Here is a 16,509-nt window from a genome sequence, read left to right on the forward strand (position 1 = left end):
TCCCTGGAAAAGTCATGAAAGCTAACGTCATCAATCTACCAAACTCTACACCCATTTTTGATAACCACCTTTCGACCGAAGAATTTTCAGACAGCAGCAGCGAAACCTTGATTGAATTGCTGTGTCAAGAAATGCAAGCACAAGTGAAGGCAGCACCCAGGTGCGTAGAAGCATTAGCAAATCGCATAGCCGTAGAAGTAGAACGCATTTGCGATAAAAGCTCCCGTATCCAAACATCTGGGGAAATCAAATCCTGGCAGATTACGTTGGGAAGGCATCGGATGCACAAGTGCTTACGTTACTACCAACTAGGTTCCAAACAAGGGCGGGTGGAATTACATAGCAATTTGGGTGCTATGGTTTACCGTCATGTAACTATAGCCGGCTCTGAGTTGGGTTTTGATGCTCGTTACAGCCTAATTGAAGATTTTTTACAAGCATTTTATATCGAAGCTATCAAAGCTTTCCGCAGAGAAAACGAACTACCTAACGATCACACACCGCGTACTCAGCTGCAATTAGCTGAATATATGGCGTTTACAGAACAGTACGCCAAACGCCGCATCAATTTACCTGGTGGTGCAAATCAGCAATTGATTATCCTGCGGGCCCAAGGTTTTGCTCGTCGTCAGCCACAAGAGACTACCGTGGACATTGAAATGGCGGTGGAATCTGCTAAGGGCGAAGAAGCAGAATCTTACCAGCGTAACTCGGCGGTGCAACAGTTGCGATCGCAGATGATTGCCCAAACTAATTTTGATCCATCTGAAGAATCAGAACGCGATCGCGTCATCACTGAATTGATGAAATATCTGGAGTCTCAAGGTCAATCTGATTGTATGAACTACCTCAGCTTGAAACTTCAAGACCTCTCAGCCCCTGAAATTGACCAAATTCTCGGTTTAACCAGCCGTCAGCGCGATTATCTCCAACAACGGTTTAAATACCACGTCGAAAAGTTTGCCAAACAACATCATTGGCAATTAGTACATCAATGGTTAGGCGCAGGTTTAGAGCAAAAATTGGGTCTATCTTCCCAGCAGTGGGAAATCTTTGTGAATCAACTCACAGAACAGCAACAGCAAATATTACAGTTAAAAAGTTCACGAGAAAGCGATCAAGCGATCGCTAAAACCATCAAATGCACCCCCAAACAGTTACAAAAGCGCTGGACTCAACTCTTAGAACTAGCATGGTCTATCCGCAACGGTCATACTGAGGCACAAACAGGTTGAAGCTAAGGCGAAATAACCAAAAAACATTATCGAAGCTTATAACTGGGACGAGGAGCGCGAATTTAGCTTATACACTAAGTAAAAAATTTCATTAATTCGTAGCCAATTCTTTGCGTACCTCTGCGCTTCCCTCTGCGCCCCTACCCTTCGGGAAGGCGAAGCGCCTATGCGTTTAAATTTCACCCCTCAATTCGCCACAATCTTCCACAAATAACTCTTATCTGAATTACTAACTCGTTCCTCATCCAAATTATTAATACATTTGTATTTATTTAGTACAAAAATACCAATACTTTCCGATTTTTCACCCATTAATCCAACCTTGTTTACATCAAAATAAAAAATTCATATTAAGCAACTGACCCTTTTTTACTACTTCTGTGAAATCCTATAATAAGCAGGACTTTTGGCAGAGGGATTTAGGATGGCTCTGACTCAAGGTGGACGGGCAAATAAGTCTGGGAATATTTTAGAAAAAAATGTAGAAGCAATCTTGAATGGGTATAATTATTTCCAAGTAGGGAACTATGTCCCAAAAGAATTGATACTAAATGCTGCTTTATTGCCAAAGCGTTATGGAAAAGAAGTTTATATTGGAACTGGAATTTATCATACCGATTTGAAAGTTGATTTTTATGTTGTTGGCTCACCTGCAATGCCATCTGGTTTAATTTTCGAGTGCAAATGGCAAGAAAGCCCCGGTTCGGTTGATGAAAAATTTCCTTACTTGAACATGAACATCCAGCACTATTACCCTGCACCAACTATCGTCATTTTAGGCGGTGAAGGGATGCGAGAAGGTGCAAGCAAATGGCTAAAAGCAAGAGTTAATGATAACCATAATTTATTAGCAGTTTATAGCTTAGACAGATTCATTGCTTGGGCAAATAAAAATCTTTAAAAGATGTAATTAATAGTTCGTCAACCATGCCTCTATTTTTTATATTGGAGTTAATTGATCGGGCCGCTTTGATTTTATAGGCTTCAAAATTGATATCCGTATAAATATTTCTAATAAATTCGCTCTCAGAATTACACACCATAACTTTAACACCACGACTTGCCAACTCTGCACAAGTATCTCTTAAAAGTTCTTGGTCTTTTTTACTAAAACGATTTTGACTATAAGCGGTGAAATAGCTAGTCTCACTGATAGGATGATAGGGTGGGTCAAAAAATACAAAGTCATCACTGCTAGTTGCATGATTTAGGACTTCTGTAAAATCTGCTTGTTTAATTTCTGCATGAGAAAGCGCTTCTGATGCAGCTTGCAGCAAAACCTCAGAACAAATATTGGGATTTTCATATTTGCCTAAAGGCACATTGAATTTTCCCTGTGAATTGACTCGATAAAGACCATTAAAACAAGTCTTATTGAGATAAATTACACGAGCCGCTTTTTCTATATCAGTGCCACCAGAGTGGTTTCTGACACTATAATAATAATCTTTGTTATGTCGGATTTTATGCTCTTTCAATAGAGAAATTAATTCCTCAACCTGGTCTCTAACACAACAATAAGTATTAATTAATTCGGCATTAATATCAGTTAAAATTGCTGTAGTTGGTTGCAGATAGAAAAAAACAGCACCACCACCTAAGAATGGTTCATAGTAATTTTTATAACTCTTGGGAAAATAAGGAATATATTGCTGTATCAACCTACTTTTACCCCCTGCCCACTTCAAAAATGGACGCGGGCTAGTTTCCTTGGGGATTTGAATTACCATTTACTTGCGATTTAACTGAAAATAATCGTGACTAAATAAAGCCAATATAACCGACGAACCATATTTTATATTAGCTGGCTAATTTTCCGGCTGCATAGATTACAATTAAGTGGATAAAGCATATCAAAACAAACGTAAGTATATAACAAGGCAGTTTAGATTCAGATGTTTGACGGATTTTGGGATAACGTCTTTCGCTACCCCCGGTACTTAATTACTATCGTCTTAGGGCTGTTTTTGAACACCTTTGCGCCATTAGTGCCCCTGTTGAAGCGCCCACTTACCTTGATCGCCCTCTTAGGTTTATTTGTGAGCAGCCTAGTCTTTCTTACTTTCACCCTACGGGCAATGCTGGGTTTGAGTGCAATCTAGACTAGCGCTATATCGGGGCTATGCACTACAGACGGTTACTCTTGGCGTTGCTCTCGCTAAGTACTGTCTACCCAACTTGCATCTATTTTTGTTGTACAACCTCTGTCAGGAGGCGAAATTTTTATGGCTACAAATCGCCGGGTTTCCCGCGTTGCTGAATTGATCAAACGGGAAGTTAGCCAAATGCTGCTCAACGGCATCAAGGATGACCGTGTGGGTACTGGAATGGTAAGTGTGACTGATGTTGATGTTTCTGGCGATCTCCAACACGCCAAAATCTACGTCAGTATCTATGGTACAGATGAAGCTAAGGTAGAAACAATGGCAGGCTTAAAGTCTGCCACAGGTTACGTCCGCAGTGAACTTGGGGCGCGGGTACGGCTACGTCGTACACCAGAAGTTATCTTTCTCGAAGATCGCTCCATAGAACGCGGTAATAAGGTACTGGCACTACTAAGCCAACTCAATCACGATCGTCCGCCAGAAAATCTGTTAGCAGTAGAAGACAGTACAGATGAAAATGATGAATCATTTAGTGAATAAGTAACTTAAATAACAATGTAACTTCAGAACAATTAATCTCAGCAAATCCGCCAAACAGTTTACAGACGTGACTAGATCGCGTCTGTTTTAATGTAACCATAACCTACTTCAGCGATCGCTAGTTGCATTTATACGCCAAGCAATCACGACTTTACTTAAGAAATTGTTAACAGATGCTAGAGCAAAAGCCTTCGTAGTGTACTTTAGCCGTTATGTTTTGCAACAGTTTATACCCTACTGTCTGACAAATATTCTTGTGTTGTTTACCCTTAGATAAATACCAGCAGTTCTATATCCGGCTTTAAGGTGACTATTTGATATGTAAACGATGCCTGCGGCATGCTACGCCTACGCAATATGAATTCTTCCCACCCAACAAATCTTGCCTAAATAGGACTAATGGCAAGACTTTCAGACTTGTTGCATAAAAACCATACAACCGCCATAGCAGGTTAAGTTAACTACTCGGAATTTTTTTTGTAAAGCGGATTTTTGAAAAATGTCAGGATTTGTTGACTTTCTTAACATTTCTTGAGATAATTTCAGGATATCTAGCGTCAAAATAAAAATAGTTCCGTATAGCAAACTACAAAATACTAGCCACAAGTCTAATTTCTGTAATGTTTGTTCCTAATTATTAACGGGAACACTATCGTAAGTGTTAATTTGTGAGTAAAAACCATGAGTGTGAATACGGTGCCTTCTATCAATTACTACTCTCTCGATTTAATTCAAGACGAAGCACGCCGACTGGTGCAAAAGGGAATGATTAGCCGACAACAGCCAATATATACCCTGTGCCAATACATTCCAGCGAGAGAGTGGGTTTGCGTTGAATGTGAATTAGAGAAATGTGACTTTTTGTTACGCGATCGCATTGGCGATCTAATTGGTCGTGAACAGTGGGACAACGACTAAATCAATGTTTGTATTTCGGCTTTGGGATTGGGGGTTAATTTTCGATGTGTGGATGTCACAGTCAACGATCCTACGCCCAATCTAGGGGATAATCTCTGGTTTTTAATGATTGCCCCATACAGAATCTTGCGTTTTTCATTAACACAAAAGCATTGGAGTCTGAATTTATACAGCGTTTCAAGTTAAATAAGGCATCAAAACCATTTTTTTGTATATCTGGTGCTACAGCTTGAGTTTAGTATGTAAATTCTGTGAAGCTCCTACATTGATCCGATAGAAGTGTAGGAACTTCACTTTGGACTCGCAATTGACAGCATCGTTTCCCTGAAGTAAATGATGCTGTCAATTGCTGTTCAAAGGTAGAATCCGTCTTGAAAAGTTTGCTCAGTCGGGCTAACCGACAATAGAGGAAACCTCCGCAAGTAACTGGCTCAACTTTCGCAAAATCCCAAATTTGTATAGGATTATTTGTTAAAAAATCTCTAAAAGCAGAGAAAAATTATATGAACGATTATCCGACTTGCTCTAAATATTGATTAATGTCTTCAATAATACGGGTAAGTTCAGCTTCAGTAGTCAAGCGGATGTTGACGTTGCGGACAGTCAGCAAAACTTTGGCTGCAAAAGGTGTTGGCCAGATATTAGGATTACAGAAAATTTCTAAAAATACTTCACCCGTATAACGATATTCCAGTGGAGGCTGAGGAGTGACTTTCCCGCCGCCAGGTGTGGGTTTAGCGGCGACAGCTTTCAGGCGCTCCATCAGTTGATCTGTCGCTGTCTTTAATTCTCGTGCTGCTTGGGGTGAAAAACTGAAGGAGACAGAACCTTCAATTAGGTTCAATGTTAGAGGAATTGAAGACATAAGTTTTTATTAAAGCTTATTGATAAGTACTAATCTTACCGGAAGAAGAGACTTCGCCGCCGATATCTACGGCTGCGAAGCCCACTTTTTTGAATAGGACTTATGCAAAAAGGCTGTAAAAGCCTTGATTTACTGTAGGGGCAATTCATGAATTGCCCCTACATTTCGTAATCAGGTAGTAAATAAAACTCACTAAGTTCGTCATTTATCCTGAGTAAGTACAGATATCTAATAGTCGTCATAATATCTTTGAATACAATTTGATCTGGACTGGCTGGATGTATGAATAACAAAATTAATGAAAATATTCCTGTAATTAATGCTAAAAATCTGCTGTTATCTGTAAAGGCATTACTAATAGCTATAAAGCTTGTAGCTGTTGTTAGTTATAAAGAATCTCAACAAAATGGTATAAAAGATAAAGCCTATAGAGAGACTTAATTCTTACTGCGTAAGACTTTGATACATTTTATTTGTGTTTATTTATGTTTTGAGTTCTACATTAGAAGTCATAGAACTTGATGTGATAAATTATCTATGGTTTACGATAACCGCGCCGAAGTGCGAAAGGTTTTAATTATTACCCTACTACTCAACCTGTTTGTAATGGGATTGAAGGCAGTTGTGGGCTACTGGACTGGTTCGTTGAGTTTGCTAGCTGATGCCTTGCATAGTGTGACAGATAGCGCCAACAACGTTTTAGGATTAGTTGCGAGTAAATTTTCTTCACCACAACCCGATCGCGAGCATCCTTACGGACACAGCAAATTTGAAGCTGTGGGAGCGTTAGGAATTGCCTCATTTTTAGGAATAGCCTGTTTTGAAATTCTCCAAGGAGCAATCGAACGAATTCTCAAAGGTGGTGGTGAACCTGTGAGAATATCGCCACCTGAGTTGTGGTTATTACTAATTGTGCTAGGTGTAAATATTTTTGTGGCATTTTACGAACGTGCTGTGGGTAAGCGGGTAGGTAGCTCAATTCTCATAGCTGATGCTACACATACCATGAGCGATATTTGGGTGACAATCTCTGTAATTGCCGGGTTGATAGGAGTTTGGCTAGGTTATCAATGGATGGATCTGGTGTTAGCTTTTCCTGTCGCCTTGTTGGTATTTTGGAGTGGCTGGTCAGTTTTAAAAGAAAATTTGCCTTGGCTTGTGGATCAAATGGCGATCGCACCAGAAGCAATTCATGCGATCGCCACTTCTGTTCCAGGTGTAATTAACTGTCATGATATTGCTTCTCGCGGTGTTCTTGGTCGTCAGGTATTCATCGAAATGCATTTAATCGTAGATGCACCAGACGTAGAAACCGCTCACCACATCACCGAAGAAGTAGAAAGCCGATTAGAAGAAAAGTTTCGTCCAGTGAGGATTTTAATTCACGTCGAGCCACCAGCATATAAGTCTGAGCAAATTAGTTTTGAAACGAAGGGATGAGGGGGATGAGGGAGATGGGGAGCTCTTAGCTGGGAGCAAGGGAGAAGAGTTTTCCCCCTGCCCCCCGCCCCTCTGCCTCTTTTCCATACCCCATACCCAATGACTGCATCTTTGCGTTAACTCTTACAAGAAGCAACCAAATTAGCAACGATCGCAACTAGTTCTCCTGGATCGACTGGTTTAGGCACATGAGTCTGAAAGCCTGCTTCTAGCGCACGGCTACGATACTCGCTATCACCATAAGCTGTTAAGGCGATCGCGGGGAGTTTTTCCCAAATATTAGGCTTCAGCGCCCGGATCTTACGGATAAGGGTGTAGCCATCTTCACCAGGCATAGCAATATCACAAATTAAGATATCTGGTTGCAACTCAGGTAGTACTTTCAATGCTACCGCCGCCGATGGAACTGCCATGACGGTGGCTCCATCAGCTTCTAACACGGTAGTAATGTAAAAGCGGCTATCGTCATCATCATCAACTACGAGGATGTTTAAGCCAGCAAGTGGGAGAGGAGGTTCCATAACATCTCCATAAATGTTTATCAAATGAAAGTTATTTCTAATGAGCATGCTGGTTTTTTGTCTGTTACCACACCCTTAGTAATTTTACTGCGATCGCGCCTATTTTCCTAGACGATAATTCAATTTGTCTAACCACCATCTAATTGATGGTTAATTATTTGCTGGCATTTATGATGATTGAGTAGATAAAATTATGTTGGTGTTTAAATTTGGTTAAATTTAAAAAGTTCATTCTAATAAATAGTTGTGTTTACAAAATCATTTTGATAATCGCTGCCTTCTTTATTACTAAAAACTTGCGATTTTGATAGGACTTTTAAATTTAGTAACTATGACATTTTGCTAGGAAGCTAAAAATATCTAAATTGCATAAATTAAATCAAGCTCGTGTAGGGTAGGCATTTTGACCGCCATAACTATGTAATCTAAACGTAGAATACCTTACTAAACCCAAAAAACAGACAATGCCAAAACTAAAAATACATCAGGTTGGCATTGCCATTTTAAAATATGTGAATCTAAACTACCGCAAATAATCTCAATTATCCGAAAGAGTGATGAGCTTTTAGTTAAGTCAACTCAAAACCTGATTACTCCCATTCAATGGTTCCAGGCGGCTTAGATGTGATGTCATAAACCACCCGATTCACCCCTTTCACCTCATTCACAATCCGCGTGGAAATCACTTCTAGGACATCATAAGGCACTCTCGCCCAATCAGCAGTCATGCCATCTTCACTGGTAACAATCCGCAAGACGATAGGGTAAGCGTAAGTACGTTGATCGCCCATAACACCAACACTACGAATTGGCAGCAATACAGCAAATGCTTGCCAGAAATCATGATACATACCGCGTTGGTTAATTTCTTGCCGCACAATCAAATCAGCATCGCGCAAAATATTTAACCGCTCAGATGTAACTTCCCCCAAGATGCGAATTGCCAAACCAGGCCCAGGAAAAGGTTGTCGTTGGACAATTTCTTCTGGTAAACCAATGGAACGCCCAACTTTGCGGACTTCATCTTTAAATAATTTCCGCAGTGGTTCTACCAATTTAAATCTTAGGTCTTTGGGTAAACCGCCAACATTGTGATGGCTCTTAATTTTTACCGCTACCCGCTCACCAGTTTGGGGATCAACGTTGGTGTCAGCAGATTCGATGACATCTGGATAAAGAGTCCCTTGAGCTAGATAGTCAAAATGACCCAGGCGCTTGGAGGTTTCCTCAAATACATTGATAAATTCGTGTCCGATGCGGCGGCGTTTTTCTTCAGGATCTGTAATACCAGCAACCTTAGCTAAAAAGCGATCGCGGGCATTAACATACTCTACAGGAATGTGAAATTGCTCTTGGAACAGCTTTACCAATCGCTCTGGCTCATACTTTCGCATAAAGCCTTGATCGATAAATACGCAAGTTAGTTGCTCACCAATGGCTTTATACAGCAAGAACGCCAGCGTCGAAGAATCCACTCCCCCAGATAGCGCCAACAGCACTCGCTTCTCGCCAACTCTGGTGCGAATTTCCCGAATTGCCTCTTCCACAAAAGCCGCAGTTGTCCAAGTGGGTTCACAATCGCAGATATGGTAGACAAAATTACGGATTAATGCTATACCACCAAGAGAATGCACCACTTCTGGATGGAATTGAACACCGTAAAGTTTCCTTTCATGGTCGGCGATCGCCGCACAGGGCGTATTTTCTGTATGTGCCAGCAATTCAAACCCTAATGGCATTTGGGTAACTGAGTCTCCGTGACTCATCCACATCGTGGTACCATCTTCAACATTAGTGAGCAAATCTGTGGGATCATCAATATATAATGATGCTTTGCCGTACTCACCTCGGTCAGCCTTTGCCACTTCGCCACCGAGTTGGTTTACCATTAGCTGCATCCCATAACAAACACCCAAAACGGGTATTCCCAAATTCCAGATTTCTAGGTCACAATGGGGAGCGTTGTCACCATAAACCGAACTCGGCCCACCAGAAAGGATGATTCCCTTGGGATTGAGTTGGCGTAATTGTTCAGAAGTAGTGCGATAGGATAAAACTTCAGAGTATACTTGAGTCTCGCGGATGCGACGAGCAATCAACTCAGAATATTGAGAGCCAAAGTCTAGAATTACTATCAATTGGCGATCAAGCCGCCCAACATTTTCCAATGTTTGGGGCGCTTGTTCTGTCGGTAGAGTCACCACTGTATTCATGACGGGAGTGTTATATCTGTTAAGGGTAGATGCTTTGTGGTCTATGGTGATGCTATTATTCAGCCTGGTTAGACTGATAATGGTATAGAAGCCCTAGACAAACGCGAGGTTATGTGCGTTTGTCTAGTTTTGGAGTCGGAGATGGTATTAGAACGATAAACTTACCCTAGAGTGGTTACTTAAAAGATTATTTATTTGAATTGTTTACGATTATTCATAATAAATTAACATAATTTTCCCATCAAAAGAGCAGCAGTTTTACTCTTCAGGATAATTTTGCGATCGCGATCAAAGAGAATAGAGCCACAGACTGTAACTGCTGTGCCCCTTTCGCTATGGCTTTGGATGTATTCTTGAGAACGAACATCGATAGTTTCGGCGATCGCACTGTAAACTTGATTTACCCAATCACTACCAGTTGCAGCATCTAGGGATTTTAGGTATGTTAGTGCGGCTTCGGCGGTAGCACTGTTAAACACAGCTTGGATATCTGGTAATTTTAAACCTGCGATCGCACAGTGCGCTGCTAAAATTTCTCGTCTTCCATCAGCCAAGTAGTGATGGGTATGAAAAATCCCCCCGGCTAATTTCATCAACTTACCGTGATAGCCAAATAATAAGATTTCTTTCACGCCCAGCACATCAGCTTCTACTAACATTGGGCCAAGCCAGTTAGCAGTTTTGACTAATTGTTCGGGATTAATCCCTAGTTTACGCGCTAAATCTAGCCCATTCTCACCGATACAGAATACTAGACTCTCAAAACGACTAGCTTTATTTTGTAATTCCGCCCGAAAGACTGCAAGCTGATCTGGTGTACTCAAAGGTTGAGAAATGCCGGTTGTACCTAAAAGCGAAAGTCCTTCCACCACACCAAAAGCAGAATTTGAAGTGCGAACAGCAAGCGATCGCCCTTGAGGTAAAATAATCGTCACCGTGATTTTTTCCCCCGGTGCTAGCATTCGTTGCAAATTCTCTTGCAACAGCCTTTGAGCATAAGCATAAATAGCCGGTTTATCATCAGCATTTAATTGCCTGCCAATCCCTTCCCCACCTTTAATAATTACAGTCTCACCCTCTTGCCTCCACTCCACCAGCGCCCAAATCGGTGTATCTTTAGTCAAATCGAGATTATCACCGGGATCGCTGCGAGCGATCGCCAAAGCCATATTCTCAGATAATCCTGCTACCTGTTCAATGGGGATTTCGGCGATTTGAGCGGGTTCAATCAAATCTACAGATGCTAAAGTTAGGGATTTGCGATCGTGTAACCAATGTAAAGCTGCAACAGCAGCAGCACAGGCAAAGACGGGAAGTGTGTATCCAGAACGGGACATTTTGTAAATTTAAAAGTCAAAATAATTCTTCAAATTCGCTTGAGCGGCTGGAAGTATTTTACGCAATGTACCAAGAGTTTTCGGCAGTCCGCTCCAAGCGAATTGTTAGATTGTTTTTAGAATAGCCACTATTCAAATACCGCCTGAGAATATTTGGGTATAACTATTCCAACCACTGCCAATTACTTTCACGTCTACAGCCCAGTCATTGCTACCATCTTGCCACCCTTTGTGCCGATACCACTCCAGTGTGCCATCAGGTTTAACAGCATAGATTACTCCGGTCGCTGCAAGATGGCTTGAACGATCTGAATCAAATGGATAAATTTCTGATACAAATTGTTTATCTGTCTCTGAAAGTTCCGTATTCCAACCAACTGAAAAACCATCAGTTGTAAGTTGTGAAGGTATTGCATAAAGCATTATCGAGTCTCGATCAAACTTTGAGAATTGCGTTGCATCCTTACTCTCTGCATGAAGTACATTCCTAACTGTTTTCTCCTCATCCCATCCCTGAGTTTGTCGATAGTAATCAATAACGGCTGTTCTATTCCATTTGATTCCAGCTTCGGGATGCTTATGCTCGTGTGCAAATCCGAGAGCGTGACCGAATTCATGAAGCACTACTCTTGAATATTCATCATCAGGGGTGTCTGAACGCAGCCAACCAAAATTCATTGTTGGCTCATTAGGATCAGTCACTTCTAAAGCAGACCTACCAAGCTTTGACCAAGATCCCTCTCGTTGGAATGAGATTCGGATTTCTGCATGAGGATCACTTCCAAACGCAAACTTAATGTTTGCAAATTGGCTCCATTGATGAGCAATTTGCTCAACCTTGGATTGAACTTCAGGAACTCCATCCAAGAAGCGAACTTGTAAAGTTCTGCCATTCTCCCAGAAGAAAGCAGATACACCTACAAGGGAGAATTCATCAGACGCTTGTCCTGAATCTGATAGCACTGGCACCGAACAAACCTTAATTTCATCAGCCATTTATACTACTTCCGATAACTTTATGGAGTGTACCGCACATCATGGTTTCAAAGACTATCGCATCCCATCAAGAATTTTTCATTTATGCACAACCAAGGATTTACGCTTGTTTGGATATGGCACCCACACAGGGTATTTTTACAGAATATTTCTTGATGAGTGTATTCATCGCTCCATCAACAATCTCAAAGTCAGCCTTTCCGCAAAATTACGAATTACGAATTACAAATTACGAATTAGTTAGACTCCCACTTCTGATAATAGAGCTTCCATAGCTTCCCAAGAAATTCCTTGTTGAATATAACGAGGTGCTTCAGGATTATAAGGACTGGCTACTCGGTCAATGTTGAGGATAATTGCCCCATCTGGCAAAACTGGTACATCTGCATCAAATGCCGTTGGGCGCATCAAAGAGCTGGAAAAACCTTTGAAAATAGCAATTGTATCTTCCTCATCGGCAATTTCCACTATTACAATTAAGACTTCTTGGGGGCGTTTAGTGGTGTATTGTTCCAGTCGCTTACCAATGGAATTCATTTTTTTAAGTAGGGGGATGGTGACGTAGCGACAGTTACTGTGGTGTGGCTGAACGCCCCTGTTTGCCCAGCTTAATTAGAACAAAATAGCTTAAGTAAACCACATAAACTACTAAACTAGTTATGCCAAGAAAACCTAAGAACTCAGCTTTGCTATTAGCATGAAAATATTCTTTGAATAATAACGGAATCTCGAACCAGACGCGACAATAGGCAGTCTTCATCACACTGGCAGAAAAAGCACAACCCAAAAATGGGATAAACGCTAGTGTACCCAAAATACAATAAACAGTTGTAGCCCAGCGCCAAGAGGTAAAAATAAATTTTAAAGCGCCACTGGTTTGATACTCAATTTCATCGTTGATATCTATCCAGAACCACAGCGAAATTGGGATCAAAATCTGAGCCATCAATCCAGAGATAAAGCTAACTGGATATTGGGCAATCATTAAGTAAATCGTGATTGCCACCAGGCTTGATACTTTCCAGTATATAGTCAACAAGCGTTGTATACCTTCTGTTTTTTGCACAAATGCCCAAATCAGAAGAATTAGCGGAATAATTACCAAGAATAATACTGACAGTCGGTAATCAATCCAGACGAAAGGGCGAAACCAAACGTTATAGTCCATAGTTTTTCTCAAACGATAAATAAAACATTTCTAACTAAGAGCAAGTATCTATAGGACTCATATTTGATTTTTGAAATAGACGTAGTGGCGTGACAAGACTAAAATGTTGCAATAAATTTTCTTGTGGGGCGGGCATCTTGCCCGCCAATTAGGACGGGCTAGAAGCCCATCCCACAAGAGTTTGCTAATGCACAAATTTAGCTGTGCCACGCCAGTAGGGTGTGTTAGCGACAGCGTAACGCACCAAAAGCTTTGGAGTCAGGTGCGTTACGGCTTACGCCTAACACACCCTACATATACTTAGATTTTTTCATAAATCAAATCGGATTCCTATATAACTGACAAACCTGTAAGCTATTAGCTAGCTAGTAGTCTATCTATATTACAAACAGTTTAATCAAAGCACAAAATCTAGCCTCAAGACTGCGCTCTAACTTCTTTGTGCAAGCAAGTGGCTACCCAACTTATACCATTTCACACAATTTATACTATAAATACGTTTATAGGGGCATACAGATGTACGCCCCTACAGCCAATTTATTTGTTGCAAAGATTTTTGGAAAAGGTATTACATGGTCAGTTGTTTAATATACTTTCCTAAATCTCTCTATTTTGCAAAAAAACAAGCAACTCAAAGACCCTAAACTTAGATTTTGCACCTACTTGTAGTAGCGTCAGGGAGCCTTTTCCAAACCCACCCAGCAGCTATATACTTGATACTTGCGGACAAAAGCCCAATTTTTTTGGGTGTAAAGGTTTCCTTTTCAAGATAAAAACTCTCAAAGCTTAACCTTCATACATCCAATAACTCCAGATATTTCATCAATTTTTCTTCGTTAGATAAAATTATGAAAGAGGAAGAGTACGATTTGAGCCGGAAGTAGCGTAAAAGTGCGAAATCTCAGTAAGTAAATCTTGGTTGCTTGGTGACAAACGAACAGAAAATTCACTTGTTTAAATTTCTAGTCGTCATAAACCCGGCATTCAATTGCATCTGGGTTGTCATCACAATACTGTTCTAGAGAATTTTTTGGCTTGCTTTGGCGTTTGTGGGAAGCTTCAGCTTGCAATTCTTCTACTGCATCCCAAGCAGCAGCACATTCTGGTGAACTGCTACCGTTAATGTCACAAACAGTACGCGCTTGTTCTACTTCTTCTTGAATTTTCTCTTGGATGTCGCCTTTTGCTGTTTCTTGGATGTTGGTCATTGCTTTAGTCTCGTTGTGTGTTGTTAATACTAGTATAGAAAAACTTCAGAAATGGCAGATTTTAGCTTGATTACTAACCATTCTAACTATTTAGCTCATAAGTTAGTACTTTAGCCTGTTGATTTATAACCAATACAGTAAACTGCCGCATCTATAATGCATTCATCTTTATGTTTTAAGATTTTGTGGAATCAGTACCATAGATAAACAATCATACAATATATTTAGATGCATCTATTAGGGAATGACAACCCCAGCTTCTTGGAATGGAGGAGACAAAAGGCTGGCACTAATTTTTGTAGGATGCAATTCTTCCCATAATAAAAATCAAAACCTACTAGCCCAAAAAGAGAAAAAAGCTCAAAACTCATGGCAGACCAAATGCAGTGGGCAAACGCCCTATCAACCCATCATTCTTTAGAAGCCGCCGTTACGGATGTGGTGGAACGTGCTGTCTCATCGTTAACAGCACCTGCGGATCTAGGACTGGTATTCATTTCGTCTGCTTTTACGAGTGAGTATTCCCGATTGTTACCTTTGTTAGCTGAGAAACTTTCTGTACCTGTGCTAATTGGCTGTAGTGGTGGAGGTGTGATTGGGACGACAGTTAACGGAGAAACCCAAGAGCTAGAAGCTGAACCAGCTATTAGCTTGACTTTAGCGCATCTTCCAGGGGTGAAGGTTCAAGTTTTTCATGTTGTTGCTGAAGAATTACCTGACTTAGATAGTTCTCCAGATGCTTGGGTTGATTTGATTGGTGTGCCAGCATCACCGACACCCCAGTTCATTTTACTGTCTAGTTCCTTCGCCTCTGGAATCAACGATTTGTTGCAGGGGTTGGATTTTGCTTATCCAGGATCGGTGATAGTGGGAGGACAGGCGAGTGGTGGAGGTATGGGTGGTCGTGCTGCCCTCTTTTGTAATGAGACTGACGGGGAGGAATGCCAAAGCTTGTATCGTGAGGGCACTGTTGGGATAGCTTTGACTGGCAATATTGTTTTGGAAACGATTGTAGCCCAAGGATGCCGACCGATTGGCAAACCATTGCAAGTTACAAAAGCCGATCGCAACATCATCTTAGAGTTAGATGAGCAAGTGCCGCTAGTGGTGTTGCGAGATTTGATTGCTAGTCTGAGCGAACACGAACGAACTTTAGCACAGCATTCTTTGTTTGTTGGTGTGGCGATGGATGAGTTTAAGCTGGCTTTGCAGCAGGGAGACTTTTTAATTCGTGGTATTCTTGGGGTTGATCCTACAGCTGGAGCGATCGCAATTGGCGATCGTGTTCGTCCCGGTCAAAGGCTGCAATTCCACCTCCGCGATGCCCAAGCCTCTGCTGAAGACCTAGAATTACTCCTCCAAAGTTATCAAACCCAACGAGCATCTGAACCCTCTGCCGTCGCCGCCTTAATGTTTTCCTGTCTGGGGCGAGGCGAAGGACTCTATGGTAAACCCAATTTCGATTCTGAACTATTTCGCCGCTACCTTAGCGATATTCCTGTAGGTGGGTTTTTTTGTGGTGGTGAAATCGGCCCTATTGGTGGCAGAACCTTCTTACATGCCTACACTTCCGCATTTGGAATTTGTCGCCAAAATCAGTTATGAGTTATGAATTAGACTGTTGTTTATACAGTAATTCTATCTGATTTGTGAAAATTCGCAGTGTCCAGATCCCCGACTTCTTAAAGAAGTCGGGGATCTTACTTTTCACTGTCTTTCTATATTTACAGATATATATCGAGATAAACGCTCTGAATACTTATCTATATAGACAAGTATATTTCTTGTATAGGCTAGTTTAAATATTAATTTATACCTTGTATTCTCTAACAAAAAGATCGATGATTGATTGAGAAAAGACATAGTTATAGGTTAGCTAATAATAATGTCAATATACTTCATTGTTTTTTCTGATTCAGCGCCAAAAAATATCTGATATTTCTCTGAAATTTATTCATGTCGG

Annotated in this window: 17 protein-coding genes; 8 read left to right on the plus strand and 9 right to left on the minus strand. The window is 41.0% G+C overall.

What is annotated here, in order from left to right; genetic code table 11:
- The first annotated feature begins 14 nt into the window (after positions 1 to 14).
- Both HWQ36_RS12865 and HWQ36_RS12870 read left to right on the plus strand, forming a co-directional pair.
- Positions 15 to 1,235, plus strand: coding sequence for a HetZ-related protein (locus HWQ36_RS12865; RefSeq protein WP_292702926.1), 1,221 nt, complete (start codon positions 15 to 17; stop codon positions 1,233 to 1,235).
- 424 nt (positions 1,236 to 1,659) lie between these two features.
- The gene (locus HWQ36_RS12870) at positions 1,660 to 2,136 is read left to right on the plus strand and encodes a PD-(D/E)XK nuclease superfamily protein (RefSeq protein WP_292702929.1); all 477 of its coding nucleotides are present in this window, start codon (positions 1,660 to 1,662) and stop codon (positions 2,134 to 2,136) included.
- Here the strand turns inward: HWQ36_RS12870 and HWQ36_RS12875 are convergent.
- Positions 2,108 to 2,965, minus strand: coding sequence for a DNA adenine methylase (locus tag HWQ36_RS12875; protein ID WP_292702932.1), 858 nt, complete (start codon positions 2,963 to 2,965; stop codon positions 2,108 to 2,110). The two genes, HWQ36_RS12870 and HWQ36_RS12875, sit on opposite strands and share 29 nt — an antisense overlap.
- A 165-nt stretch (positions 2,966 to 3,130) precedes the next feature.
- Here HWQ36_RS12875 and HWQ36_RS12880 point away from each other — a divergent pair, with 165 nt between their 5' ends.
- From HWQ36_RS12880 to HWQ36_RS12890, 3 genes are all read left to right on the plus strand, one after another.
- Positions 3,131 to 3,337, plus strand: a complete 207-nt coding sequence (locus tag HWQ36_RS12880; RefSeq protein ID WP_292702934.1) for a DUF751 family protein — start codon at positions 3,131 to 3,133, stop codon at positions 3,335 to 3,337.
- A gap of 123 nt (positions 3,338 to 3,460) precedes the next feature.
- A complete protein-coding gene (rbfA, locus tag HWQ36_RS12885) occupies positions 3,461 to 3,880 on the plus strand; it encodes a 30S ribosome-binding factor RbfA (protein WP_292702937.1) in 420 nt (139 codons plus the stop codon).
- A 681-nt stretch (positions 3,881 to 4,561) separates the two neighbouring features.
- A complete protein-coding gene (locus HWQ36_RS12890; RefSeq protein ID WP_012407481.1) occupies positions 4,562 to 4,798 on the plus strand; it encodes a DUF4327 family protein in 237 nt (78 codons plus the stop codon).
- 511 nt (positions 4,799 to 5,309) lie between these two features.
- Here the strand turns inward: HWQ36_RS12890 and HWQ36_RS12895 are convergent.
- On the minus strand, positions 5,310 to 5,663 hold the full coding sequence (locus tag HWQ36_RS12895; protein WP_292702939.1) for a hypothetical protein: 354 nt from the start codon (positions 5,661 to 5,663) through the stop codon (positions 5,310 to 5,312).
- Between the two features lie 282 nt (positions 5,664 to 5,945).
- Here HWQ36_RS12895 and HWQ36_RS12900 point away from each other — a divergent pair, with 282 nt between their 5' ends.
- Both HWQ36_RS12900 and HWQ36_RS12905 read left to right on the plus strand, forming a co-directional pair.
- Positions 5,946 to 6,104: a hypothetical protein gene (locus tag HWQ36_RS12900; protein ID WP_292702942.1), complete on the plus strand. Its 159-nt coding sequence runs from the start codon at positions 5,946 to 5,948 to the stop codon at positions 6,102 to 6,104.
- A gap of 96 nt (positions 6,105 to 6,200) precedes the next feature.
- The gene (locus HWQ36_RS12905) at positions 6,201 to 7,103 is read left to right on the plus strand and encodes a cation diffusion facilitator family transporter (RefSeq protein ID WP_292702945.1); all 903 of its coding nucleotides are present in this window, start codon (positions 6,201 to 6,203) and stop codon (positions 7,101 to 7,103) included.
- A gap of 116 nt (positions 7,104 to 7,219) precedes the next feature.
- On the opposite strand, the gene HWQ36_RS12910 is transcribed toward HWQ36_RS12905, so the two are convergent.
- The 7 genes from HWQ36_RS12910 to HWQ36_RS12940 form a co-directional block, all read right to left on the minus strand.
- Positions 7,220 to 7,624, minus strand: a complete 405-nt coding sequence (locus HWQ36_RS12910) for a response regulator (RefSeq protein ID WP_292702949.1) — start codon at positions 7,622 to 7,624, stop codon at positions 7,220 to 7,222.
- A gap of 590 nt (positions 7,625 to 8,214) precedes the next feature.
- Complete coding sequence (gene guaA / locus HWQ36_RS12915) at positions 8,215 to 9,837, minus strand: glutamine-hydrolyzing GMP synthase (protein WP_292702952.1); 1,623 nt, start codon at positions 9,835 to 9,837, stop codon at positions 8,215 to 8,217.
- A 224-nt stretch (positions 9,838 to 10,061) separates the two neighbouring features.
- The gene (gene cbiD / locus HWQ36_RS12920; protein WP_292702954.1) at positions 10,062 to 11,174 is read right to left on the minus strand and encodes a cobalt-precorrin-5B (C(1))-methyltransferase CbiD; all 1,113 of its coding nucleotides are present in this window, start codon (positions 11,172 to 11,174) and stop codon (positions 10,062 to 10,064) included.
- A gap of 132 nt (positions 11,175 to 11,306) precedes the next feature.
- Positions 11,307 to 12,170: a tachylectin-related carbohydrate-binding protein gene (locus tag HWQ36_RS12925; protein ID WP_292702958.1), complete on the minus strand. Its 864-nt coding sequence runs from the start codon at positions 12,168 to 12,170 to the stop codon at positions 11,307 to 11,309.
- Positions 12,171 to 12,410: 240 nt separating this feature from the next.
- On the minus strand, positions 12,411 to 12,707 hold the full coding sequence (locus tag HWQ36_RS12930; protein ID WP_292702961.1) for a hypothetical protein: 297 nt from the start codon (positions 12,705 to 12,707) through the stop codon (positions 12,411 to 12,413).
- A gap of 34 nt (positions 12,708 to 12,741) precedes the next feature.
- Positions 12,742 to 13,338 carry a DUF3177 family protein gene (locus HWQ36_RS12935; RefSeq protein ID WP_292702964.1) on the minus strand — a complete coding sequence of 199 codons (597 nt, stop codon included), beginning with the start codon at positions 13,336 to 13,338 and terminating at the stop codon, positions 12,742 to 12,744.
- A 962-nt stretch (positions 13,339 to 14,300) separates the two neighbouring features.
- Positions 14,301 to 14,546, minus strand: coding sequence for a Calvin cycle protein CP12 (locus tag HWQ36_RS12940; protein ID WP_292702967.1), 246 nt, complete (start codon positions 14,544 to 14,546; stop codon positions 14,301 to 14,303).
- A 369-nt stretch (positions 14,547 to 14,915) separates the two neighbouring features.
- Here HWQ36_RS12940 and HWQ36_RS12945 point away from each other — a divergent pair, with 369 nt between their 5' ends.
- Positions 14,916 to 16,151, plus strand: a complete 1,236-nt coding sequence (locus HWQ36_RS12945; protein ID WP_292702970.1) for an FIST N-terminal domain-containing protein — start codon at positions 14,916 to 14,918, stop codon at positions 16,149 to 16,151.
- The last annotated feature ends 358 nt before the right edge of the window (positions 16,152 to 16,509 follow it).

Origin of the sequence: Nostoc sp. NMS2 (genome assembly GCF_017115105.1) — a bacterium.
Taxonomy (GTDB): Bacteria; Cyanobacteriota; Cyanobacteriia; order Cyanobacteriales; family Nostocaceae; genus Nostoc.

Bases quoted from the DNA above. Each gene is read 5' to 3' on its own strand.
- HWQ36_RS12865 (WP_292702926.1), top strand. From the start codon at position 15: ATGAAAGCTAACGTCATCAATCTACCAAACTCTACACCCATTTTTGAT.
- HWQ36_RS12870 (WP_292702929.1), top strand. From the start codon at position 1,660: ATGGCTCTGACTCAAGGTGGACGGGCAAATAAGTCTGGGAATATTTTA.
- HWQ36_RS12875 (WP_292702932.1), bottom strand. From the start codon at position 2,965: ATGGTAATTCAAATCCCCAAGGAAACTAGCCCGCGTCCATTTTTGAAG.
- HWQ36_RS12880 (WP_292702934.1), top strand. From the start codon at position 3,131: ATGTTTGACGGATTTTGGGATAACGTCTTTCGCTACCCCCGGTACTTA.
- rbfA (WP_292702937.1), top strand. From the start codon at position 3,461: ATGGCTACAAATCGCCGGGTTTCCCGCGTTGCTGAATTGATCAAACGG.
- HWQ36_RS12890 (WP_012407481.1), top strand. From the start codon at position 4,562: ATGAGTGTGAATACGGTGCCTTCTATCAATTACTACTCTCTCGATTTA.
- HWQ36_RS12895 (WP_292702939.1), bottom strand. From the start codon at position 5,663: ATGTCTTCAATTCCTCTAACATTGAACCTAATTGAAGGTTCTGTCTCC.
- HWQ36_RS12900 (WP_292702942.1), top strand. From the start codon at position 5,946: ATGAATAACAAAATTAATGAAAATATTCCTGTAATTAATGCTAAAAAT.
- HWQ36_RS12905 (WP_292702945.1), top strand. From the start codon at position 6,201: ATGGTTTACGATAACCGCGCCGAAGTGCGAAAGGTTTTAATTATTACC.
- HWQ36_RS12910 (WP_292702949.1), bottom strand. From the start codon at position 7,624: ATGGAACCTCCTCTCCCACTTGCTGGCTTAAACATCCTCGTAGTTGAT.
- guaA (WP_292702952.1), bottom strand. From the start codon at position 9,837: ATGAATACAGTGGTGACTCTACCGACAGAACAAGCGCCCCAAACATTG.
- cbiD (WP_292702954.1), bottom strand. From the start codon at position 11,174: ATGTCCCGTTCTGGATACACACTTCCCGTCTTTGCCTGTGCTGCTGCT.
- HWQ36_RS12925 (WP_292702958.1), bottom strand. From the start codon at position 12,170: ATGGCTGATGAAATTAAGGTTTGTTCGGTGCCAGTGCTATCAGATTCA.
- HWQ36_RS12930 (WP_292702961.1), bottom strand. From the start codon at position 12,707: ATGAATTCCATTGGTAAGCGACTGGAACAATACACCACTAAACGCCCC.
- HWQ36_RS12935 (WP_292702964.1), bottom strand. From the start codon at position 13,338: ATGGACTATAACGTTTGGTTTCGCCCTTTCGTCTGGATTGATTACCGA.
- HWQ36_RS12940 (WP_292702967.1), bottom strand. From the start codon at position 14,546: ATGACCAACATCCAAGAAACAGCAAAAGGCGACATCCAAGAGAAAATT.
- HWQ36_RS12945 (WP_292702970.1), top strand. From the start codon at position 14,916: ATGGCAGACCAAATGCAGTGGGCAAACGCCCTATCAACCCATCATTCT.